The organism is Novosphingobium sp. B1 (genome assembly GCF_900176395.1).
Classification (GTDB): domain Bacteria; phylum Pseudomonadota; class Alphaproteobacteria; order Sphingomonadales; family Sphingomonadaceae; genus Novosphingobium.
In genome coordinates this window covers 314,695-335,602 of record NZ_FWXL01000001.1, presented here as the reverse complement: position 1 = coordinate 335,602, position 20,908 = coordinate 314,695, and the positions used below count along the sequence as shown (strand labels likewise).

General features: G+C 62.3%; 19 protein-coding genes and 1 tRNA gene. 2 read left to right on the top strand and 18 right to left on the bottom strand.

Translation table 11 applies throughout. The features are described from left to right. Nucleotides 1-4 precede the first annotated feature (4 nt). From B9A23_RS01625 to B9A23_RS01590, 8 genes are read right to left on the bottom strand one after another with little or no spacing between them, the layout of a single operon-like run. A complete protein-coding gene (locus B9A23_RS01625) occupies nucleotides 5-772 on the bottom strand; it encodes an MBL fold metallo-hydrolase (protein WP_084277036.1) in 768 nt (255 codons plus the stop codon). Further along, the gene (locus B9A23_RS01620) at nucleotides 769-1,545 is read right to left on the bottom strand and encodes a TatD family hydrolase (protein ID WP_084277479.1); all 777 of its coding nucleotides are present in this window, start codon (nucleotides 1,543-1,545) and stop codon (nucleotides 769-771) included. The genes B9A23_RS01625 and B9A23_RS01620 overlap by 4 nt, the downstream gene beginning before the upstream one ends. Continuing rightward, on the bottom strand, nucleotides 1,545-3,110 hold the full coding sequence (metG, locus tag B9A23_RS01615) for a methionine--tRNA ligase (RefSeq protein ID WP_084277034.1): 1,566 nt from the start codon (nucleotides 3,108-3,110) through the stop codon (nucleotides 1,545-1,547). The genes B9A23_RS01620 and metG overlap by 1 nt, the downstream gene beginning before the upstream one ends. 35 nt (nucleotides 3,111-3,145) lie before the next feature. Continuing rightward, nucleotides 3,146-4,117: a DNA polymerase III subunit delta' gene (locus B9A23_RS01610; RefSeq protein ID WP_084277032.1), complete on the bottom strand. Its 972-nt coding sequence runs from the start codon at nucleotides 4,115-4,117 to the stop codon at nucleotides 3,146-3,148. Next, nucleotides 4,117-4,746 carry a dTMP kinase gene (gene tmk, locus B9A23_RS01605; protein WP_084277030.1) on the bottom strand — a complete coding sequence of 210 codons (630 nt, stop codon included), beginning with the start codon at nucleotides 4,744-4,746 and terminating at the stop codon, nucleotides 4,117-4,119. Before tmk ends, B9A23_RS01610 begins: the two co-directional genes overlap by 1 nt. Further along, nucleotides 4,743-5,900: a D-alanyl-D-alanine carboxypeptidase family protein gene (locus tag B9A23_RS01600; RefSeq protein ID WP_084277478.1), complete on the bottom strand. Its 1,158-nt coding sequence runs from the start codon at nucleotides 5,898-5,900 to the stop codon at nucleotides 4,743-4,745. The genes tmk and B9A23_RS01600 overlap by 4 nt, the downstream gene beginning before the upstream one ends. A 60-nt stretch (nucleotides 5,901-5,960) precedes the next feature. Further along, nucleotides 5,961-6,923, bottom strand: a complete 963-nt coding sequence (locus B9A23_RS01595; RefSeq protein ID WP_084277029.1) for an SPOR domain-containing protein — start codon at nucleotides 6,921-6,923, stop codon at nucleotides 5,961-5,963. Next, nucleotides 6,907-7,953 carry a lytic murein transglycosylase gene (locus tag B9A23_RS01590; protein ID WP_084277477.1) on the bottom strand — a complete coding sequence of 349 codons (1,047 nt, stop codon included), beginning with the start codon at nucleotides 7,951-7,953 and terminating at the stop codon, nucleotides 6,907-6,909. The genes B9A23_RS01595 and B9A23_RS01590 overlap by 17 nt, the downstream gene beginning before the upstream one ends. 101 nt (nucleotides 7,954-8,054) lie before the next feature. On the opposite strand from B9A23_RS01590, the gene B9A23_RS01585 reads away from it, so the two are divergent. Beyond that, nucleotides 8,055-8,144, top strand: a tRNA-Ser gene (locus B9A23_RS01585). A gap of 10 nt (nucleotides 8,145-8,154) precedes the next feature. On the opposite strand, the gene B9A23_RS22640 is transcribed toward B9A23_RS01585, so the two are convergent. The 4 genes from B9A23_RS22640 to B9A23_RS01570 all read right to left on the bottom strand — a co-directional run bounded on the left by B9A23_RS22640 (nucleotide 8,155) and on the right by B9A23_RS01570 (nucleotide 11,573). Further along, the gene (locus B9A23_RS22640; protein WP_176217834.1) at nucleotides 8,155-8,292 is read right to left on the bottom strand and encodes a hypothetical protein; all 138 of its coding nucleotides are present in this window, start codon (nucleotides 8,290-8,292) and stop codon (nucleotides 8,155-8,157) included. A gap of 136 nt (nucleotides 8,293-8,428) precedes the next feature. Then, nucleotides 8,429-9,841 carry a dihydrolipoyl dehydrogenase gene (lpdA, locus tag B9A23_RS01580; protein WP_084277027.1) on the bottom strand — a complete coding sequence of 471 codons (1,413 nt, stop codon included), beginning with the start codon at nucleotides 9,839-9,841 and terminating at the stop codon, nucleotides 8,429-8,431. Nucleotides 9,842-9,854: 13 nt separating this feature from the next. Then, nucleotides 9,855-10,241, bottom strand: a complete 387-nt coding sequence (locus B9A23_RS01575; protein WP_084277476.1) for an acyl-CoA thioesterase — start codon at nucleotides 10,239-10,241, stop codon at nucleotides 9,855-9,857. 36 nt (nucleotides 10,242-10,277) lie between these two features. Further along, on the bottom strand, nucleotides 10,278-11,573 hold the full coding sequence (locus tag B9A23_RS01570) for a pyruvate dehydrogenase complex dihydrolipoamide acetyltransferase (RefSeq protein WP_084277026.1): 1,296 nt from the start codon (nucleotides 11,571-11,573) through the stop codon (nucleotides 10,278-10,280). A gap of 170 nt (nucleotides 11,574-11,743) precedes the next feature. Between B9A23_RS01570 and B9A23_RS01565 the strand changes: the two genes are divergently transcribed. Then, on the top strand, nucleotides 11,744-12,202 hold the full coding sequence (locus tag B9A23_RS01565; protein ID WP_084277024.1) for a universal stress protein: 459 nt from the start codon (nucleotides 11,744-11,746) through the stop codon (nucleotides 12,200-12,202). Here B9A23_RS01565 and B9A23_RS01560 read toward each other — a convergent pair whose 3' ends face one another. The 6 genes from B9A23_RS01560 to B9A23_RS01535 all read right to left on the bottom strand — a co-directional run bounded on the left by B9A23_RS01560 (nucleotide 12,203) and on the right by B9A23_RS01535 (nucleotide 20,851). Beyond that, nucleotides 12,203-14,482: a ribonuclease R family protein gene (locus tag B9A23_RS01560; RefSeq protein ID WP_084277475.1), complete on the bottom strand. Its 2,280-nt coding sequence runs from the start codon at nucleotides 14,480-14,482 to the stop codon at nucleotides 12,203-12,205. It abuts the gene before it with no gap. A gap of 39 nt (nucleotides 14,483-14,521) precedes the next feature. Next, nucleotides 14,522-15,841 carry a M28 family peptidase gene (locus B9A23_RS01555; protein ID WP_084277022.1) on the bottom strand — a complete coding sequence of 440 codons (1,320 nt, stop codon included), beginning with the start codon at nucleotides 15,839-15,841 and terminating at the stop codon, nucleotides 14,522-14,524. 80 nt (nucleotides 15,842-15,921) lie between these two features. After that, on the bottom strand, nucleotides 15,922-17,469 hold the full coding sequence (proS, locus tag B9A23_RS01550; RefSeq protein WP_084277020.1) for a proline--tRNA ligase: 1,548 nt from the start codon (nucleotides 17,467-17,469) through the stop codon (nucleotides 15,922-15,924). Nucleotides 17,470-17,537: 68 nt separating this feature from the next. Further along, nucleotides 17,538-18,089, bottom strand: coding sequence for a polyhydroxyalkanoate synthesis repressor PhaR (gene phaR, locus B9A23_RS01545; protein WP_084277474.1), 552 nt, complete (start codon nucleotides 18,087-18,089; stop codon nucleotides 17,538-17,540). Nucleotides 18,090-18,171: 82 nt separating this feature from the next. Further along, a complete protein-coding gene (alr, locus tag B9A23_RS01540) occupies nucleotides 18,172-19,197 on the bottom strand; it encodes an alanine racemase (protein WP_254894915.1) in 1,026 nt (341 codons plus the stop codon). Between the two features lie 25 nt (nucleotides 19,198-19,222). After that, nucleotides 19,223-20,851, bottom strand: a complete 1,629-nt coding sequence (locus B9A23_RS01535; RefSeq protein ID WP_084277018.1) for an MFS transporter — start codon at nucleotides 20,849-20,851, stop codon at nucleotides 19,223-19,225. Nucleotides 20,852-20,908: the final 57 nt, after the last annotated feature.

Sequence of the window (20,908 nt, the reverse complement as noted above, 5' to 3'; positions counted from 1 at the left end):
TCCGTCAAATCACGATTTCAAGACCGTCAAAGGCCGGTTCGACGTTTGCTGGAGTCTCGTCGCATAGCGTTTGGTAATCCATGGATTTGTCGAGGTGCGTCAGCACGCCACGTCCTGAGCGTGTTGCCTCGATCAGTTCAAGCGCCATGGCAAGATGACAATGTGTCGGATGGGGTTGCCGGCGCAGGCAATCGACAACCAGAACATCGACCTTGTAGAACAGATCGATCATCTCGTCTGTTACTTCGCTGAAGTCTGTCGCGTAACCAATTGTTTTTCCAGCCTGATCGAAACGATAGGCGGTGGATTGCGCCGGACCGTGCGGCATCTGGCAGTGGCCGATACCGATACCGCTCAGCATCCGTACACGGTCGAGGTTATCCAGTTCCACGATCGTGTGGTAACCATGCTGCCCGGCAAAGACGTAACCGAAACGCTGTCGCAGACGGCGCACGGTTTCGCTGGCAGCAAAACCTGGGATCGGCCCCGCGCGGCCGTAGCGAAGCGGCCTCAGATCATCGATGCCATGGCAGTGATCGGCGTGATCGTGCGTCCAGAGCACACCGTCCACGCGATCAATGCCGCAGCTCAGAAATTGCTGGCGAAGGTCGGTCGGCGTATCGACCAGAAGCCTGCTGCCATCATCGCCTTCGACCATGATGGCGACACGAGTACGCCGGTTTCTTGGCTCAACAGGGTCGCACTCGCCCCAATCGTTCCCGATACGAGGCACGCCTGTGGAAGTGCCCGACCCCAGGATCGTCAACTTCACAGGCTGGCCTTGCTGAAAAGCTTGAAGAAATTGGTGCCGGTACGATCCGCCAAGGCTTCCTTCGACGTCCCGCGCAAGTCTGCGACGAATGCGCAAGTATCGGCCACGAAGGCCGGCTCGCAGGTCTTTCCGCGATGCGGAACTGGCGCGAGGAACGGCGCGTCAGTTTCAACAAGCAGCCGATCCTCAGGCAGATTCGCCACAATCGCCTGCAAGTCCTTGGCATTCTTGAACGTAACGATTCCCGAGATCGAGATGGTGAGGCCCAGCTCCAGCATTCTTGCAGCAAACGGTGCCGACGCAGTAAAGCAGTGAATGAGCGCTGGAAACGCCCCCTTCCCCATCTCTTCCTCGATGATCCGGATGGTGTCGTCTTCGGCGTCGCGGGTATGGACGATCAGCGGCAGGCCGGTTTCGCGCGCCACGCCGATATGTACGCGGAACAGATCCTGCTGCACCTGCCGGTCGGAATGGTCGTAGTAGTAATCGAGCCCGGTTTCGCCGATGCCAATCACGCGGGGGTTGGCGGCCGCTTCAAGCAGGGCAGCCTCGCCGAGATCAGAATGCTGATCGGCTTCGTGCGGGTGAATTCCGATGCTTGCCCACACATCGCTTTCACGCTCTGCCGTGGCGACGATCTCGTTCCATTCGCATTGACGCGTGGAGATGTTGAGGAAGCCTTTCACTCCCGTTTTGCGGGCGCGCGCCAGGATTTCAGCCTGATCTTCGACCAGGCCTTTGTAATTCAGATGGCAATGTGAATCGATCAGCATCATGCCGAGGCAGGCTCCTCGGGCAATTCCAGGCGCGGGAATGCAGGCACAGGCTGGCCAAGGGGTTCGCCGGTTTCAACGCGCGCCAGATACCAGTCTGCATCCGACAGCGCCGCGAACCCGCGCGCGTCGTCGGGTATGCCGAGCTGGTCCAGAACCCTGGATGCCGCAGCGGGAACCACGGGTGCAATCGCGATTGTCAGATCCCTGATCGCCATGAACAGGGTAAGCAGCACGGCCTTCATTCGTTCCGGATCGGTCTTGCGCAGAGCCCAGGGCGCCTGTTCATCCACATATGCATTGCAGGCGAAGACGGCGCGCATCCATGCATCGATCCCGCCGGAGAAATTCAGCGCAGCGAACTCACGAGGCAGCTCGTCTCGGCACGCGCCAAAAACCGCGGCCAGAAGGGCATCGTCCGCCTCGGTGCTTGAAAACTTTTCCAGCGAGCCACCCATGTTCTTGAAAATCATGGACAATGTACGCTGAACAAGATTGCCGTAGCTGTTGGCAAGTTCGGCGTTGCAACGGGTCACGATGGCTTCCTGTGAATAGGAACCGTCCTGCCCGAAAGCGACTTCGCGCATCAGGAAATAGCGCAAGGGATCGACGCCAAACCGTTCTGCCAGATCGAGCGGATCGGTCACGTTGCCGAGCGACTTTGACTCCTTTTGCCCGCGATTAAGCAGGAATCCGTGGCCAAAAACCTGCTTGGGCAAGGCGATATTCGCGCTCATCAGGAAGGCAGGCCAATAGACCGTGTGAAAACGGACGATGTCCTTGCCGATGAGGTGGAGGTTCGCCGGCCAATACCTTGAGAAATCGCCGGACTCTTGCGGAAATCCCAATCCGGTGAGGTAGTTGGTCAGCGCGTCGACCCACACGTACATGACGTGCCCGTCGCTGCCCGGCACCTTCACGCCCCAGTCAAAACTGGTACGCGAAACGGACAGGTCGCGCAGACCACCCTCCACGAAGCGAATGACTTCGTTGCGGCGGCTGTCGGGCTGGATGAACTCCGGTTGCTCATTGTAGAGCTTCAAAAGCGGTTCAGCGTACTTCGACAGGCGGAAGAACCAGCTTTCTTCGACCGTCCATTCGACCGGCGTGCCTTGCGGCGAGAGCTTCTCGCCCCCTTCCCCCGCCACCAGTTCGCTTTCATCGTAGAACGCTTCGTCGCGCACCGAATACCAGCCCTCGTAGCGATCCAGATAGAGATCCCCACTGGCTTCCATGCGCTGCCACAATTCCTGCGTCGCTGCGTGATGCCGCTCCTCGGTGGTACGAATGAACACATCGTAGGACACGTTGAGTTCGTCGCACATCTTGATGAAATGCGACGACATTTCGTCTGAAAGCTCACGAGGGGTAATGCCCAGCTCGCGTGCCTTCTGCGCCATCTTCAAGCCGTGTTCGTCGGTCCCGGTCTGAAAACGTACATCCCGGCCCATGGCTCGCTGAAACCGCGCAATGACGTCGGCAGCAATCGCTTCATAGGCGTGGCCGATGTGCGGCTTGCCGTTTGGATAGGAGATGGCGGTGGTGATGTAAAAGGGTTCGCCCATCGGGCCGGTCGCTTTCTGAAAGGGAATCTCGTGGCTTATCGCGGCCCTTCCCTAGTCGGCGCAGCCGATGCCAGCAAGGAGCCGATTTCCAAAGTCAGGATGCCGGGATCGAAGTTGTAGATCGGAGCTTCGCCGGCAAGCTTGACGAGACGGGCGTGTACATCGACCAGCCTCTGGCGCGCGACGTCGGTTGCGTGGGGCACCGCGCCAATGACGGTCATCCGCGCTGCCTCGATCGCCGCCGCCACGCGATCGCGATCGGGCCTCGTACCGAGCGCGCCTGCAAGCGCACCGCGCAATGCGAAATCGCCGTCACCCTGTTCGAGTATGCGGGCAAAGATCGTCTGAGCCTTACCCAGGTCGTGCTGCGCGAAAGCGAGTGCCGCGCCGGGAGAACCACCTGCCACCGTAAGGGCAGCACTTCGCGCGGTGGCGTCGAGCTCCGGTGCGAGCGTATCGACTACCCGCGCGACATCACCTTCGGACAGAGGATGAAAGCGGACCACGGTGCACCGCGAACGGACCGTCGGGAGCAGCCGGCCCAGCGCATGGACAACGAGCAGGAAGAACGTTCCGATCGGCGGTTCTTCAAGGCTTTTGAGCAGGGCGTTGACAGCGCTCTTCTCAAGCTGGTCGGCAGAGTCGATGATGACCGCGCGGCGAGAACCGAGAGTTGGACGCGTCGTCAGGCGACGCTGAATCTCGCGGATCTGGTCGACCGTGATGTTCCGCTTGAGCTGGTAGGGCTTCCCGTCGTCGCGCTTCCTTGCCTCATCGTCGTTGGCGGGAAGAGGAGAAAGCGTAAGGATGTCGGGGTGTGATTCTATCGCAGGTTGCAGGACGCCCGGCTCTGCCACCAGAGCAGCTGCGGCTTGACGCGCAAAAGTTGCCTTGCCCAACCCTTCACGCCCGGCAAGGATCCAGCCATGGTGCATGCGGTCCCCGGCCAATGCCGCATCCCATATGCGCCAAGCCTCATCATGACCGGCAAGCTTCGGCCCGTTCATCAGGCAAGTCCGCCGACTGCGGCCATGACACGTTCGTGAACCTCGTCAGGCGTCCCTTGCGCATCAATGATGGCAAAGCGTTCGGGAGACGACCTGGCAAAGGCAACGAAGGCTGCGGCTACGCGGGCGTGATAGTCTGCATCGCGCCCGCCGATCCTGTCTGCCAAGCCGCCATCACGACGGGCGAGCCGTTCTGCGGCGACCTCGGGCGGCACGGTGAGCAGCAAGGTCACATCTGGCATCAGAGCGCCGCTGCCAATCCGGTGCAGGTCGAGAACATCGGCGTCGGACAGTCCACCGCCCCCACCCTGATAGGCGCGGCTGCTATCGACGAAGCGATCACATACCACCCAGGCACCACGGGCGATGGCGGGCAGGATCAGCCTTTCGACATGATCGGCCCGCGCGGCCGCAAAAAGCAACGCCTCGGCGCGAGCGCCCCAGCCATCGCCCTCGGTGCCCAGCACCATGGCGCGGATTGCCTCGGCTCCTGCCGTCCCACCGGGTTCACGCGTGGTAACGACTTCGTGGCCCTGCCGGTGCAGTGCTTCGGCCAGCAGGCGTCCTTGCGTCGACTTGCCGACCCCTTCGCCGCCTTCGAGCGCGATGAACCTGCCCTTGGCTCTCACAGGCCTACCAGTCCCATGGTGCCGTCTCGCAGACGCGCCATCACGCCACCTCTGGCCACCTCGACGCCTGCCGCCAACGGGAGAACATGCACCGGTTCGCCTGGAACCCGCACGAGCAGGCTCGCCACGGTTTCCCCTTTGCGGATCGGCGCCTTGAGCGGACCCTTGTAGCGGATCGAGACAGTGTAGTTCGGCCTGGCGCCGCGTGGCACCGTCACGCCAAGGTCATGCGGCGCGACGAGCGGCACTTCCCTCGCCTCGCCGCCCTGCACAATTGCTGTGCCGACCTGAGTGCCTTTTGCAAAGATTCGGCTGGAGTCCCAGGCAGCAAAGCCCCATTCGATGAAGGCGCGTGACTGGTTGGTGCGATCGATCGGGCGATCATAACCCCCCAATACCATTACAAGACGCCGGCCATTGCGCTGGGCTGAGCCGACGAACCCGTAGCCCGCCTCGTTGGTGAACCCGGTCTTCACGCCGTCTGCCCCGGCCACAAAGCCATAGAGCGGGTTATGGTTGGGCTGGGTTATGCCGCCCCAAGTCATTTCGGCATGCCCATAGAAGCGGCGATAAAGCTCGGGAAACCGGGTCATCAGCGCGCTGCTCAGCGTGGCGAGATCGGCCGCAGATACATATGTCTGGCCCTCGTCCATCCATCCGTTGGGCGTGTTGAAGTGACTATCGAGCATGCCAAGCTTGGCAGCGGCCTCGTTCATGAGAGTGGTAAAGCCCTCGACCGAGCCTGTGGCGCCTTCGGCAAGGACCACGCAGGCATCGTTGGCTGAGACCGTAACGATGCCCTCTATCAGTTCTGCAACGGTCGGCTGCGCTTCAGCCGGCAGGAACATGGTGCTACCGACATTGCGCCACTTGCGGAACGTCTCTTTGCGAATGGGGATCTTCTGGTCGAGGCGGAGCTTGCCCTTGCTGACCAGGTCGAACGCGACATAGCTCGTCATGATCTTCGTGATCGAGGCGGGAACGAAGCGGCGGTGCGGATCTCGGGCATAGAGCACCCGGCCGGATCCCACATCGACCATCAGCGCAATCGGTGCGTCAATCCGCGGCATCGTCATGAGCGGATCAGTCGACGTCTCGGGCGCGGCAGCTTCGACCGGCAAGGCTGCCAGCGAACACGCTGCTGCGATGGTCATGATCTTCAAATGCAAGCGCAGTTCCCGAAACCCAAATGCGTGCCTGCGCCGCCCGGGAGATCAGGGAGCTGGCACAACCTTCGCATCGGCATAGCCGCCTGCGCGCGCCTTCGCCAGCGCTGCGTCGGCTTGTCCACGATCCTTGTGAGGGCCAGTGCGAACACGCCAGTATTTTCCTGCAGCAGAGACCGCCCCGCCAATACGCTTGGCCACGGCCTCGGCCCTTTCGCGGGTGGAATACGCTCCGACCTGCACGTAAAGCGCTTTGCCGACAGATGCCGAAGCAGCAGGCGGCGTCGCGGCAGACGCGGGCGGCGCGGCCTTGGCAGGGGCCGGGCTTGGCTTGGCCGGAGCCATCTTTTGCTCCGGCGTCGCCGGCTCTTTCGCCTTGGCCTCGACCGGAAGAGGCTTAGCCGGCAACGGCCTGGCAACAGGGACCGGTGCCGGATCCGGGACGGGAGCCGCAACCGCGGGAAGGCCCAGCTTGCGCTTGAGCGCAGCAAGCAGTCCCGGCGGCGTATCCATGCGTGCAGGAGCCTGTCCGCCTTCCCGAAGCAATGCGCGCTCGGCTTCCGGTGGATTTACCCGGCGCACGCGCACTGGCAGTCGACCGCCTGGCGTGGCGCCAAGCTGCGACCAGGCCGCCGGTGATAGCGACAGCAGGTCAGCACCGGTCATTGGTCCGCGCTGCGTCAGCCGGACAAGGATGGTGCGCCCCGTTTCAAGCGATGTCACTTCGACATAGCTTGGCAACGGAAGCGTACGGTGTGCACCCGACACGCCCTGCCCCGCTGCGGACTGAGCATAACCGACCGAATCGTAATTGAGCGTATCGGCGGGGGTGTAAGTCACGCCGTCGACAAGGAAGGGGGCGCCCAGCACCATCGGGTAATCGCCTGCCGGCCCTTTGGCGGGATCGGATGACGGGGCGGCCACGCGGGCACTTGCGCCGCCACATGCCGAAAGCACCAACGCGGCAGCAAGGGCGAGGAGACTGCCCGAGCGATTAACGACTGATCTCATCTGCAAGAAGCCCCACGGACAAAGCGTAAAAGTTCGAGCAGTTGTAATCGAGGATAACCCTATAATTTCCGGTTAGCAGATAGGCAGTCCGGCCGCGCCCATCCGGTTCGAGCAGGCTGGCCATGACGTTGTCGGCCGGCCAGGAACCGGAACGCGGAACAATGCCGAGCGCACGCCACTCCGCCATCGTCTTCCAGCCCGTATGCCGATCGAACACGCGCGGGCAGCGCGGACTCTTGAGTGTAGTGCCCAGGCTAGCGCGATCCAGCTCATCGGGGACGCTTACCGCAACCCCCCAAGGCTGTCCGGTCCGCCAGCCAGCATCGCGAAAGTAGTTGGCAATGGAGGCCAAGGTGTCCGTACGGTTGCTCCAGATATCGGCCAGACCATCGCCGTCGCCATCCTGCGCTACCCGGAGATAAACCGACGGCAGGAACTGGGGGTTGCCAAAGGCACCAGCCCAACTGCCGACGAGCTTCGAGCGTGGGACACCACGGTCCACCATCTTCATCGCCGCCACGAACTCGTCCGCAAAAAGCTCGCGCCGCCGTCCTTCGAAGGCCAGCGTTGCCAACGCGCGTGGCAGATCGAAGTTGCCGGTATATCCGCCGTAGTCGGTTTCATGACCCCAGATCGCGAGCATGATCGGCGCGGGTACGCCATAGCGCCGCTCGATCGCACTGACCTGTCCGGCCACCGCTTCATACTGGCGGCGGCCCCGGGCAATCCGGGCGGCATCGACGTGCGAACGGCGATAGGGCTCGAACGCCGGAATTGCGCCTGATGACGAACCCGGCTGTGCCCGATCCAGTTCAATGACACGGCGGTTGAGCGTTAGCCCCTGCGTCATCGCCGCAATGGTGGTTTCACGCACGCCTTCCGCCCGCCCACGCGCCGCAAGCAACTGCAGATAGCCCTGAAACCCGGCTTCTTCAGAATCAACCTGGCCTGCAGCCGGCCCCGCCATAACCAGAGCCAGCAGACCCACTGCTGCAGTTCGAACGACCTTCGCACTTTGACTAAATTTCATGGGCGGGATGTCGCACGGATAGATTGCCATGGGAATCCCCTTTGCGACCGACGACAAACCCGCTAACGGCGACCCGAGCGGGATGGCACGTCCCGCCGCGCGGACAGGTGGCCGAGTGGTTTAAGGCAGCGGTCTTGAAAACCGCCGTGGGTGGAAGCTCACCGTGGGTTCGAATCCCACCCTGTCCGCCAGCTTTCGATTTCAGAATTCTTCCGACTCCGGAATTTCGAGTGCCCTTCTCGTCATGTCCTGGTGATCAATCTGGCGCGAGCGTTCCTTTTCGCGACGATCCCACTCCCAGAAGCCCCTATCGAGCGGCTCTTCGATTTCGTATTCCATGGCGTCTCTCCTGCGCGGTCAACCCGCCGGATGGCTGCCAGTTCCTGTCGAAACATTCCGCTATCGCATTGGCCACAAACAAAAAGTGCGGGCATCGCTGCCCGCACCTGATGATTTGCGGTTCAACGCTTCGAAATCAGATGTGGATCGCCCGCCCGTATGCAGCGAGCACGCTCTCATGCATCGATTCGCTGATCGTTGGGTGCGGGAAGATCGTGTGCATCAGTTCAGCCTCGGTCGTCTCAAGCGTCTTGCCGACCACGTAGCCCTGAATCATCTCGGTCACTTCCGCACCGATCATGTGGGCGCCCAGCAGTTCGCCGGTCTTGGCATCGAACACGGTCTTCACGAAACCTTCGGGCTCACCCAGCGCGATGGCCTTGCCGTTGCCGATGAACGGGAAGGTCCCGACCTTGAGCGTGTAGCCAGCTTCCTTGGCCTTAGCCTCGGTCAGTCCGACGCTGGCGATCTGCGGGTGGCAGTAGGTGCAACCCGGAATATTCGCGCGATCCATCGGGTGCGGGTGGACGTCCTTGTTGCCGAGTTCGGCCGCGATGGCCTCGGCAGCGATAACACCTTCATGGCTCGCCTTATGCGCCAGCCAAGGTCCTGGCGTCACGTCGCCGATCGCCCAGAGTCCCTTCACGTTGGTGCGGCCATAGCCGTCGATCGCGATAATGCCGCGTTCAGCCTTCACGCCGGCAGTTTCAAGTCCGATGTTCTCGGTGTTCGGCACGATGCCAACGGCGACGATGACATGGCTGTAGTCAGCCTCGGCAACCTTGCCATCCTTGCCCTTGATCTTCGCCTTCACGCCCGAAGCCGAAACCGCAAGGCTTTCGACGCCTGCGCCAGTCATGATCTTCATGCCCTGCTTGGTCAGCGCCTTTTCGAGGAATGCGGAAACGTCGGCGTCTTCCACCGGGACGACGCGGTCCATCATCTCGACAACGGTAACTTCGGCGCCCATGTCGTTGTAGAAGCTGGCGAATTCGATGCCGATCGCGCCCGAGCCTATGACCAGTAGCTTCGTCGGCATCTGCTTCGGCGTCATCGCGTGGCGATAGGTCCAAACGCGCTCGCCATCGGCCTTGGCGAACGGCAGGTCGCGCGCCCGCGCGCCGGTGGCGACGATGACGTGCTTGGCCGAGATCGTCTCGGTTCCCTTGTCGCCGGTCACTTCAACCGAAGTTGCCGTCTTGAGCACGCCGTTACCCATGTGCACCGTGATCTTGTTCTTCTTCATCAGGTGCGTGACGCCCTGATTGAGCTGCTTGGCCACCCCACGCGAACGCTTGACCACAGCATCGAGATCGGCGCGGATATTGTCGGCAGCAAGGCCGTAGGCTGCGGCGTGCTTCATGTGATTGAGCACTTCGGCCGAGCGAAGCAGTGCCTTGGTCGGGATGCAGCCCCAGTTGAGGCAGATGCCGCCCAGGTTCTCGCGCTCAACAATGGCGGTCTTCAGGCCAAGCTGCGCGCAGCGGATCGCCGCGACATATCCGCCGGGGCCCGATCCGAGGACGATGACGTCGTATTGGTCAGCCACGCAAATGCTCCTGTCAGTCTGTCTGCGGCAATGGCCGCGGTTTGCGTTCGTCGTCGATGGCGACGAAAAAGAATCGTGCTTGCGTTACCTTCTGGCGGTCCTCGCCTGTGCGGGCGCGGCGCCATGTCTCGACATCGATGGTCATCGAGGTCCGCCCGGCCTTGGCAAGCGTGGCATAGACCGAAACCTCGTCGCCCACATGGACCGGATGATGGAAGGTCATGCCTTCAACGGCGATTGTTGCGGCGCGGCCCTTGGCCCTCCTTGCCGCGACGATACCTGCCGCCATGTCCATTTGCGCCATCAGCCACCCGCCAAAGATATCGCCGGCGGGGTTCGCATCAGCAGGCATCGCCGTGATGCGGATGGCCGGTTCGCCTTGTGGTAGCGGATCGGCCATCATTGCACCCCTGCGACGTGTTTCAGGCGATCAGGCTCAGGCCACCAGACCCAGCGGATTCTCGATGAGATTCTTGAACGCCTGCATCAGCTCTGCGCCATCGGCGCCATCGATAGCGCGGTGGTCGAAGCTGCCGGTGGCCGACATGACCGTTGCGATGCCAAGCGCACCATCGATGACATAGGGGCGCTGCTCGCCCGCTCCCACTGCCATGATCATCGCCTGCGGCGGGTTGATCACGGCATCGAAGCTCTTGATGCCGAACATGCCGAGGTTGGAAAGCGAGGCCGTGCCGCCCTGATATTCATGGGGCTGCAGTTTGCCCTCGCGCGCCTTGCCGGCCAGCGTCTTCATTTCCGTGGCGATGGCCGAGATAGACTTGTTGCCCGCATCGACGATGATCGGGGTGATCAGGCCCGAAGGGGCGGCGACGGCGACCGAGATATCGGCGCGGCTGTAGGTCCGCAGTTCGTCACCTGCGAAGCTGACGTTGCACTTCGGCACCCGCACCAGCGCCTTGGCCAGCGCCTTGATAATCAGGTCATTCACCGAGAGCTTCACGCCCTGAGCTTCGAGAGCCTTGTTGAGCTGTCCGCGCAGCTTGAGCAACGCATCGAGCTGGATATCGACGGTGAGGTAGATGTGCGGGATCGTCTGCTTCGCCTCGGTCAGGCGGCGCGCGATCGTCTTGCGCACGTTGTTAAGCTTGGTCGCTTCGTAAGGGATTCCGAAGTCCGGGATCGCTGCCGGTGCAGGGGGCGGGACCGGTGCTGCTGCTGGTGTGGCAGCGGCGGGTGCAGCAGTAGCAGGCGCGGCCGCAGTCGGCTTGGCGCCTTCAACGTCGGCGCGGACAATGCGGCCATTCGGGCCCGAACCGGCCACACCGGCAAGATCGATCCCCTTGTCGGCAGCAATGCGCTTGGCCAGCGGGCTGGCGATGACGCGATCGCCCTTGGGCGCGGGTGCTGCGGCGCCTGCCGGGGCCGGAGCTGCAACTGCGGGAGCGGCGGGAGCCGGAGCGGTTTCTGCCTTCGGCGCGGGCGCAGCTTCAGCAGACTTCGCGACGGGCGCGGGCGCGCTGGCGTCTTCGTCCTCGCCGGCGACCATAGCGATCACGGTGCCAACCTTGACGCCTTCCGACCCTTCGGCAACGTCGATCGATACTATCGTGCCTTCGTCGACGGCTTCGAACTCCATCGTGGCCTTGTCGGTCTCGATCTCGGCCATGATATCGCCCGAGGAAACCTTGTCACCCACCTTCACCAGCCACTTTGAAAGCGTCCCCTCTTCCATGGTGGGCGAGAGGGCGGGCATCTTGATGGCGATGGGCATGGGCGTTTTTTCCGTGTCCTTATGGAAAGAAGCAGAGGTGCCGTAGCGGAAACCACCCCTGTATCTTTTGTCAGGCCCATTTCACCAGCATGGCGTGTCGGGTCAAGTGGCTTGGCGCTTGCGCCGCATACGAATTTGCCGATACGTGTTGGTCGAGAGGACGAACCGCCATGTCGCAGCGTATCTATCTGGTCATCATGGACGAGACCGACGAGGCCAAGGGCGCGCTGCGCTTCGCGGCAAGGCGCGCAGTGCGCACCGCTGGCGCAGTTCATATCCTGGCGCTGGTGCCGCAGCAGGAATTCGTCGCGTTCGGAGGCGTACAAGCCACGATCGAGGAAGAGGCGCGCGATCGCGCCGAAGTACTGGCCATGACCGCAGCCGGAAGCCTTGCCAGCGAATCCGGGCTTGCACCGCAGATCTCGGTGCGCATGGGCGATGGGCCGAAGGTGGTGCGCGAATATCTTGGCGAACACCCTGAAGTGTCGGCACTGGTTCTTGGCGCGGCGGGCGGAAACAATCCCGGCCCGCTGGTCACGCACTTTGCGGGGATCGCGGGGCAGCTCCCCTGCCCGCTGATGATCGTGCCCGGCGCGATCTCCGACGAGGAAATCGACCGCTTCAGCTGATCACTTGCGCTTCCCCTGGTGCCTGATGTTTGACGGGCGACCGCGCTTGCCGGCGATGTAGTTGCCCTGCCGTTTGGGCTTGTGGTCCAGCTTGCCACCGCGCCGTTCGATCCGCTGCACGCCCTCGGCAACGTCCACCGGCTCGAACTTCAGCGCCCCGGTGAGCGGATTGGCCTCGGCAAGGCGCAGCTTGAGAATCTGCCCCATCGCAAATTCCTCGCCGCTCAGCTCGCCAATCAGGCGTTGGGACTTCTCGTCGTAGTTGAAACGTTCCGCACCAAGCGTGGAGACCGGCACCAGTCCATCGCCACCAAGCCCGATGATTGTGGCGAACAGGCCGAACTTCTGCACGCCGGTTATGCGCGTGTCGAACACCTCGCCCACCTTGGCCGAGAGCCACGCCGCGACATAGCGGTCGATGGTGTCGCGCTCGGCTTCCATGGCGCGGCGTTCAGCATTGCTGATGGCTTCGGACACCCTCGCGAGGTCGCCGCGGTCACGATCCGACAAGCCCGAAGTAGGCGGGAGGTCCGACTTCGGTCGAGGCTGCTCCAGGCCATAGGCATCGACCAGCGCACGATGCACCAGAAGGTCCGAATAGCGGCGGATCGGCGAGGTAAAGTGGGCGTAGGACCCCAATGACAGACCGAAGTGCCCTGCGTTGCGGGGACCATAATAGGCCTGCGTCTGGCTGCGCAGGACTGCTTCCATGATCAATGCCTTCTCCGCCTCGTCAGAGATGTCCTTGAGCATGCGGTTGAACAGCGAAGGAGTGATGACCTGCCCCAAGGACAGTTTGCGATCAAAGGTCGCAAGATAGTCCTTGAGCGCTACCAGCTTCTCGCGGCTCGGCGCTTCATGTATGCGATAGACAACCGGTGCGACCTTTGCCTCCAGCGCCTTGGCCGCAGCGACATTGGCCGCAATCATGAAATCCTCGACGACGCGGTGCGCATCGAGCCGCTCGCGAATCGCGATCTCGGCGATCTTGCCCTTCTCGTCGAGCACCACGCGCCGCTCGGGCAGTTCCAGGTTTAGAGGATCGCGCGCATTTCGAGCCTTCTCCAGCAGCCGCCACGCGTCCCACAAGTTCGCAAGATGCGCCTCGGCTTCACCCGCATCGATGCGCCGCTGCGCTTCTTCATAGGCGATCACTTCGGCAATCCGCACGATCGCGCGGGTAAAGCGCCAATCCTTGATCCGCCCCTCGCTATCGATCGAGAGATGGCAGGCCATTGCGGCGCGGTCTGCGCCCGACTTCAAGGAACAGACATCGGCCGAAAGCACTTCGGGCAGCATCGGCACTACGCGGTCGGGGAAATAGACGGAGTTGCCGCGCTTGCGAGCCTCGCGGTCGGTCTGCCCGCCGGGACGCACATAAAAGCTGACGTCGGCGATAGCGACGAGCGCCTTGAAACCGCCCTGCCCGTCAGGCTCGGCCCAGATGGCGTCGTCATGGTCGCGCGCATCGGCCGGGTCGATAGCCACGATTGGCAGGTGCCGCAGGTCTTCCCGCTTTTCCTCGCTGAGCGGGAGCTTCGCTGCATCCTCAGCCTCGCGGATCGCCGCTTCGGGGAACACGAATGGAATGCCATGCTTGTGAATCGCGATCAGGCTGAACGCACGGGGCGCCAGCGGATCGCCCAGTACTGCGACGACCTTCATGCCGGAGCGCGGCGAGCGGCCGGCCGGTTCAGCCAGCACGAGTTGTCCAGCCCCGGCACCACCAAGGTCCGAGATCGGGACGGCATTGCGAACACGCTTGTCGACCGGGGCAAGCCAGCCCTTGCCGGTGCCATCGAGTTCGACGACGCCCATCAGCTGCTCTTCGCCGCCCTGGATCTTCTTCATCGGGTGGGCGAGCCAGCCCTTCCCCGCTTCTTCGGTCCGGGCGAGAATGCGATCGCCGACGCGCAGCGCCGGCCCGCGCTCCTTCGCCTTGCCACGCGCTTCAACCACGCGCAGGCGTGGTGGCGAGCTCGCGTCCTCCGGGTTCCAACTGTCCGGAATGGCTACCGGCTCGCCCTCGTCGATCTCGACAATGCGCAAGACCGTCACGCGAGGTACGCCGCCCATCGCATGGAAGGCGCTGCGGTTGCCGTCAATCAGGCCTTCCTCGGCCATGTCCTTCAGCAACGCCTTGAGCGCGATCTTCTCGGTGCCCTTAAGGCCGAAAGCCTTGGCGATCTCGCGCTTGCCCGCAGGCTCGTCCGATTGTGCGATGAAGTCCAGCACCTGCTGGCGCGTCGGGAACCCTTGCGGAAACTTGAATTTTGCCATGCCGGGCATGTGGTCCCTAAGGGACCGGAAGGCAAGTTCTTACGGCTTTGGCAGCGGACTGAACTGACCGCCCGGGACAGCTGATGCGATCGGACTTTCACTTCCGTCTGCGGCAACTGCACTGACGCCGAACAACCAGTCATCGGCACGCACGCCCGGGAGGTTGGCCTTGGTCTCGTTTGTCTCGAGCAAACGCGTCTCCCACATCGCCGCATCGGTCCGGCGCTGCCAAAGGGCATAACGGGCCGCCCCCGGAACCGGCTGCCACTCGATATCCGTGCTTGGCTGAACTGCGCCCTTGACCACGGGCGCGGGCGGCAACGGGGTCCGTGCAAGGCTTGCCAAGGCGCGCACGTTCAGCCGCGTTACCTTGGCGAGGTAGGGGAAGTCCATTTCATCGACAGTGTCGCCAAACTTCACGCCTGCTTCGGTACGCAGATCCTGATGCTGGTGTTCGTAATCCTCGACCGCCACGGTGAAGCGGATCGCCGGGTAGCCCTTGTCCGAAAACGGCAACTGGTCCCCGCCTCGGCCAAGCCGGTCCGCCCGCCAGATCTGCCGCACAGCCAGCCCTGCGCCATCCTTGTCCGCCAGCTTGGCGACCCAGCGCGAAATGTTGCGCGATGGACTGTCGTTCTCCCCGCCATAGCGGCGCATCTGCGCGCGCAGGGCATCGGTCGCATCGGCGCGGGGCCCTTCGGACAGCACGCGAACATGCGCATCATCCTTGTAGCCGTCCGAGCCGGTGGACCCACCGACGATATCATTGTTGAGCACCGCCTTTACGGTCCAGCCCTGCTGGGCCGCATAGTCGGCCAGCAGCTTGCCGCCAAGCAGCCCCTGCTCCTCGCCAGAAAGCGCGGCATAGACGATCGTGGTGGGGAATTTCTCCCTGGAAAGCACCCGCGCCGCCTCGATCACCAATGCAGTGCCTGAACCGTCGTCATTCGCTCCCGGCGCATCCTTCGTCGCATCTAGGACGTCCGACACCCGACTATCGATATGGCCCTGCACGATGACCACCTCGTTGGGACGTTCCGTGCCGCGCTGGATCGCCACAACGTCGACAAGACGGGTCGGCACCGGGACCCGGTCGCCGTTTACCACCGTTTCCGGCAGGACGATTTCCAGGCAGCCGCCGCAAGCGGCCGAAGTCTTTCGGAATTCTGCTTCGGCCCATTTCCGCGCCGCACCGATGCCGCGCTTGGGATCACTCTGCGAAGAAAAGGTGTGCCGCGTGCCAAAGCTGACGAGTTTCTCGACGTCGGCGCGCAGGCGGGCTTCGGAAATGGCGTCTTCTGGCGCAGCGAGGGCTGCGGTCGAACCAAGCAGCGGGAGCAGGATCAGCACGGGTCTCATGACCGCAACTCTAACGCCGCGGCTGGCAAGGCCAAGAGCCCCTGTCAAAAAGGGTGACAGTTTCCTGCCACCCCTTTCGATCAATAAGCTCGTGCAATCAGGATCTTCTCGACTGCCGGGTTTCCGGTGAAGGGGCAAGTTCCGTCAGGCTTTTGCGCGTCCAGCGGCGTGTTGCGAATCGTGAGCTTGAGTGCCTTGAGTTGCTCGACCACCTTGTCGAGCGCTTCGCCTGTTGGCTTGCTCCAGCCCATCTCGACCCAGCCCGGATACTTGTTGCCCTCGGCGAAGTAGGCTTTCAATCCCTCGAGATCGAACACATCGCGCACGATCTGCGCATCGCGCCGCTCGCGCGCTTCCTCGTAAAGCGACTGCTGAATCGCCTCGAGTTCCGCCGCAGCCGAGGCGATGAAATCGTCCTTGGCCTGGCCGATGAAGTTGGGCTTTGCGTCTTCTCGCCAAAGCTTGTCGCGGCGCAGCGCTGAAACCATGCCACCTTCGGCGTCTCGGCCGCCGATTTCGAGGATCAGCGGCACGCCGCGCTTGACCCAGGCCCAGCGCTTTTGCGTGGCCTTGCCGGGCCGCTTGTCGAGCAGAACGCGCACGCGCTCTCCGAATGCCGATTGCTTGGCAAGCGCCTTTCGGATGTCCTCGCAATAGGCAAGCAGCGCCTCATCGCCGTCGTTATCGCGCAACATCGGCAGGATCACGATCTGCTGCGGCGCCACTTGCGGCGGAACACGCAGGCCATCGTCATCGCCATGGGTCATGATCACGCCACCGATCAGCCGCGTCGATACGCCCCAGGAGGTGGTATGCGCCAGTGCCTGCTGGCCTTCCTTGTCCTGATAGCGGATACCGGCTGCCTGCGCGAAAGTGGTGCCAAGGTAATGCGAAGTGCCGGCCTGCAGCGCCTTGCCGTCCTGCATCATCGCCTCGATCGAGAACGTCTCAACCGCGCCGGGAAAGCGTTCGTTCTCCGGCTTGGGCCCTGCGATCACCGGCATAGCCAACGGACCTTCGGCAAAGGCGCGATACATCTCGAGCGCGCGCAGCGTCTCGCTCATCGCGTCAGCCTCGTCAGCGTGGGCAGTGTGGCCTTCCTGCCAGAGGAATTCGCTGGTGCGCAGGAACATGCGTGTGCGCATCTCCCAGCGCACGACGTTGGCCCACTGGTTGACCATCAACGGGAGGTCGCGCCACGACTGGACCCAGCGCGCCATCGCCGCACCAATCACCGTTTCGGACGTAGGGCGAACAACAAGCGGCTCTTCGAGCTTCGCTTCGGGATCGGGCGTCAGCCCCCCCTTGCCATCAGAGATCAGACGGTGGTGCGTGACAACCGCCATTTCCTTGGCAAAGCCTTCGACGTGCTCGGCTTCCTTGGCAAAATAGGACAGCGGGATGAACAACGGGAAATAGCAGTTCTCGACGCCCGCTTCCTTGATCTCGGCATCCATCAGCTTCTGGATGCGTTCCCAGATGCCGTAGCCCCACGGCTTGATCACCATGCAACCGCGCACGCCGGATTCCTCGGCAAGCTCGGCCTCGGAAATCACGGCCTGGTACCACTGGGCGAAGTCGTCAGCGCGCTTGACGTTGAGCGCGTGCTTGATTGCGGGCTTGTTCATGGGGTCGCGCGTTAATGCGCAAAATCGCTTCCCGCAATGCCATGGGCGGCATCGCGGGAAGGAAAAGCCTATTTGGAGAGCTGTTCCAGCTTCTGCTGCATTTCCGCCATCTGCTTGCGCAGCGCATCGAGATCGTCGCTCTCACCGGCTGGCTTTGCTTCCGCACTGGCGACCGCTCCGGGCACGAATGCCGCCGCTGCGGCCTTGAACATTTCCATGTTGCGCTGAGCAATCTGGGCAATCGGGTTCGAACCAATGCTCTCCTCGATCGCCTTGCGCATCTTCGCCTGATTCTCGCGGAAGTGTTCCATCGAGGCTTCAAGATACCCCGGGAGAAACGCCTGCATGGAATTGCCATACATCGAGATCAACTGGCGAAGGAAGTTGGTCGGCAGCATCTGCTCGCCCGCCGACTCTTCTTCCATGATGATCTGAGTCAGAATCGCATGGGTCAGATCCGCGCCAGTCTTGGCATCGATGACCTGAAATTCGACATTGTCCTTAACCATCTGCGCGAGATGATCGAGCGTTATGTAGCTGGAAGTGCTGGTGTTGTAGAGGCGACGGTTTGCATACTTCTTGATTATTACCGTGCCGCTCGACTTGGAATCATTGGCCATGATATGGGCCCCCATAGCGACGATTTCGATTTATTAGCACGTGCAGCATGTGCGGCGCAACAAGACATGACAGATATCGTTATCACGCACCCCCGCGCGAAAATCGACGTCCAAGCAAGGTCAGCAGCTCATATTGGGACAGTCCGGTCGACCGAGCGGACGAAGGCAGGTCGTACGCGGCGCTCAGCCAGTCGCCCTCACGGCAATCGGGCAGATCCGACAAGTCGACTATGGTGAGGTCCATGGAGATCCTGCCCAAAGTCGGCGCACGGCGGCCGTTCCAGTGAAAGCAACCTCGACCGGTCCAGCAGCGCAGGAAACCATCGGCATAACCGATGGCAAGAGTGCCTACGCGCATCTCCCGGTCTGCCTGGAAAAGCGCGTTGTAGCCAACCTTGTCCCCCGCCTGCAGCGTTCGGATCTGAAGAACCGCAGCTTCAGGCCGTGCGACCTGCCTGATGTGTCCGGCCAGTTCGGCCCGCGCAATCCCGCCGTAAAGTGCGATACCCGGACGCGTCACATCTGCGTGAAACGCACCCCCCAATGCTATCCCTGCGCTGTTTGCCAAACTGTAGCGTCGTGCTGCAATGACGCTTCGCAATTGCGCAAAGGCAGCGAGCTGCTCGTCATTCTGGCTGGTATCTTCATCCGCGCTGGCCAGATGGCTCATGCAGATGTCTATCTGCAAGCCTGAGAGCAGTTCGGACGAGAGGTCAGCCTTTTCCAGCCCGAGCCGGTTCATGCCGGTGTCGACCATGACATGGCATGGCCCCCCGCCGCCATTCCGCCACAGACCAATCTGGTGCAGGCTGTTCAGGACGGGGCGGACGCCTGTTTCCCGTGCGAAACGCACTTCCTGCGCGTTGTTGGGGCCGTGCAGCACCGCGATGGCTTCGGCAGGCACGTGCCGCAGGAGTGCCGGCACTTCGGACCAGTGTGCAACGAAGAAGTCCCTGCAGCCTGCGGCCAGCAACGTGGCTGAAACCCGCTCCGATCCCAGCCCATAGGCATCGGCCTTGACGGCAGCACCGGCAACCGCCTGTCCCGAAAGCTTGTCCAGCGCGCGCCAGTTCCCCGCCAGAGCGTCAGAATCGATTTGCAGCCGCAATGAGGCAGGAGGAAGAACAGAAATGTCAGTCGTCCGTGAAATCAGCGGGCAAGCCACCCTTCAGGCCCCACGCCGAAACGAGGAATGCGATCAGGACGATGACCCAGGTGTACCACAAGCCGGCGTAAGGATCACCGGTCCGGGCGACGATGTAGCTGGAAATCAGGGGCAGGAAACCCCCGAAATAGCCCGTCCCGAGGTGATAGGGTATCGACATCGAGCTATACCGTATCCGCGGCGGGAACATCTCGGAGAGGAGAGCTGCCACGGGGCCATAAGTGGCTCCCGACATCGCCATGAGCATGGCGAGGCCAACGAGGATGAGGATGATTCTTCCCGCGGACGGCTTCACCTTCGCAAAATCGTAGCCGTAAAACGCAAGGTTTGCCTGCAGCGCCTTGATCCGAACCGCAGCCTTCTCGGTCCACGGGTAATCTGCAAGATCCAGCGCCTGTCCACCAACGCCGACCGCGAACGTGCCCGTGCGTTCGAGGCGGTAGGCAATGCCCGATGCGGAAAGATCGGCGAGCAGCTTGCCGCAGTCGCTGGATTGTTCGGCGGCGAAAGGGCTGTAATCGCATTCTGCACCGGCAACGACCACCGGATTGCGCGCAGCCGCCTCGGCAAGTTCAGGATTGGCAGCCGAGCCGAGGAGCCAGAAGGTAGGAAAGAGGAGCAGCAATGTCAGCGCATAGCCGACCACGATCGGTTTCTTGCGACCGATGCGGTCGGACAGTGCACCGGCCAGCAGATAGAAGATCATGCCGATCGCCCCGCCGACGCCTACGATCACTTCCGCCCAGGTATCATCGAGGCGCATGGCAGATTTGAGGAAGCCAAGGCTCGAGAACATTGCCGTGTACCAGATCACCGTAAGACCGGCGGCAATGCCGAACAGGGCGACGAAGATGCGGCGCTTGTTGCCAGGATAGGTGAAGCTTTCGACGAACGGATTGCCAGCCAGTTCGCCCTGCTCCTTCATAGCCTGGAACACGGGACTTTCCGAAAGCTTGAGCCGCATCCACAGTGAAATCGCGAGCAGGGCGAGACTGACGAGGAACGGCACGCGCCAGCCCCACGAGGTCCACACCGCTTCGCTCATCAAGCTCTTGCTCGTCAGCACGACGACAAGGCTGAGCACGAAACCTCCGACGACGCTGGCTTGAATATAGCTGGTATAATAGCCGCGGCGACCGTCGGGCGCGTGTTCGGCAACATAAACCGCTGCCCCGCCATATTCGCCGCCCAGCGCCAGTCCTTGCAGAACGCGCAGGAAGATCACGATTGCCGGCGCGAGCAAGCCGATGCTTTCAGCAGAAGGTATGAGCCCCACGCCCGCCGTGGCAATGCCCATCAAGGTTACGGTCACCAGAAAGGTGTACTTGCGGCCGAGCCTGTCACCAAGAAAGCCGAAAAGCACCGCGCCAAGCGGACGAAAGCCGAACCCGACCGCAAATCCGGCCCAGACCAGAAGAAGCTGCAGAGTGGCGTTGTCGGACGGAAAGAACGTCTTTCCGATTATGGCCGCAAGCGTGCCGTAGATGAAGAAGTCATACCATTCGAAAACGGTACCGGCCGAACTTGCGGCGATGACCAGGCGGATGTCGGAAGCGCTTGGCGCGACCTTGTACTCTTTGCTCTCCGTGGCTGACACCCCTCGTCCCTCACCGTATCGTTGTAGGCTGGACGTCTAGCCAAGTACCGGCGCGCG

What these genes read in the sequence shown, in the direction of transcription:
- B9A23_RS01620 (WP_084277479.1), bottom strand. Translation starts at nt 1,545, where the DNA reads ATGCTGATCGATTCACATTGCCATCTGAATTACAAAGGCCTGGTCGAA.
- metG (WP_084277034.1), bottom strand. Translation starts at nt 3,110, where the DNA reads ATGGGCGAACCCTTTTACATCACCACCGCCATCTCCTATCCAAACGGC.
- B9A23_RS01610 (WP_084277032.1), bottom strand. Translation starts at nt 4,117, where the DNA reads ATGAACGGGCCGAAGCTTGCCGGTCATGATGAGGCTTGGCGCATATGG.
- B9A23_RS01600 (WP_084277478.1), bottom strand. Translation starts at nt 5,900, where the DNA reads ATGACCATCGCAGCAGCGTGTTCGCTGGCAGCCTTGCCGGTCGAAGCT.
- B9A23_RS01595 (WP_084277029.1), bottom strand. Translation starts at nt 6,923, where the DNA reads ATGAGATCAGTCGTTAATCGCTCGGGCAGTCTCCTCGCCCTTGCTGCC.
- B9A23_RS01590 (WP_084277477.1), bottom strand. Translation starts at nt 7,953, where the DNA reads ATGAAATTTAGTCAAAGTGCGAAGGTCGTTCGAACTGCAGCAGTGGGT.
- B9A23_RS22640 (WP_176217834.1), bottom strand. Translation starts at nt 8,292, where the DNA reads ATGGAATACGAAATCGAAGAGCCGCTCGATAGGGGCTTCTGGGAGTGG.
- B9A23_RS01575 (WP_084277476.1), bottom strand. Translation starts at nt 10,241, where the DNA reads ATGGCCGATCCGCTACCACAAGGCGAACCGGCCATCCGCATCACGGCG.
- B9A23_RS01570 (WP_084277026.1), bottom strand. Translation starts at nt 11,573, where the DNA reads ATGCCCATCGCCATCAAGATGCCCGCCCTCTCGCCCACCATGGAAGAG.
- B9A23_RS01565 (WP_084277024.1), top strand. Translation starts at nt 11,744, where the DNA reads ATGTCGCAGCGTATCTATCTGGTCATCATGGACGAGACCGACGAGGCC.
- B9A23_RS01560 (WP_084277475.1), bottom strand. Translation starts at nt 14,482, where the DNA reads ATGGCAAAATTCAAGTTTCCGCAAGGGTTCCCGACGCGCCAGCAGGTG.
- B9A23_RS01555 (WP_084277022.1), bottom strand. Translation starts at nt 15,841, where the DNA reads ATGAGACCCGTGCTGATCCTGCTCCCGCTGCTTGGTTCGACCGCAGCC.
- proS (WP_084277020.1), bottom strand. Translation starts at nt 17,469, where the DNA reads ATGAACAAGCCCGCAATCAAGCACGCGCTCAACGTCAAGCGCGCTGAC.
- phaR (WP_084277474.1), bottom strand. Translation starts at nt 18,089, where the DNA reads ATGGCCAATGATTCCAAGTCGAGCGGCACGGTAATAATCAAGAAGTAT.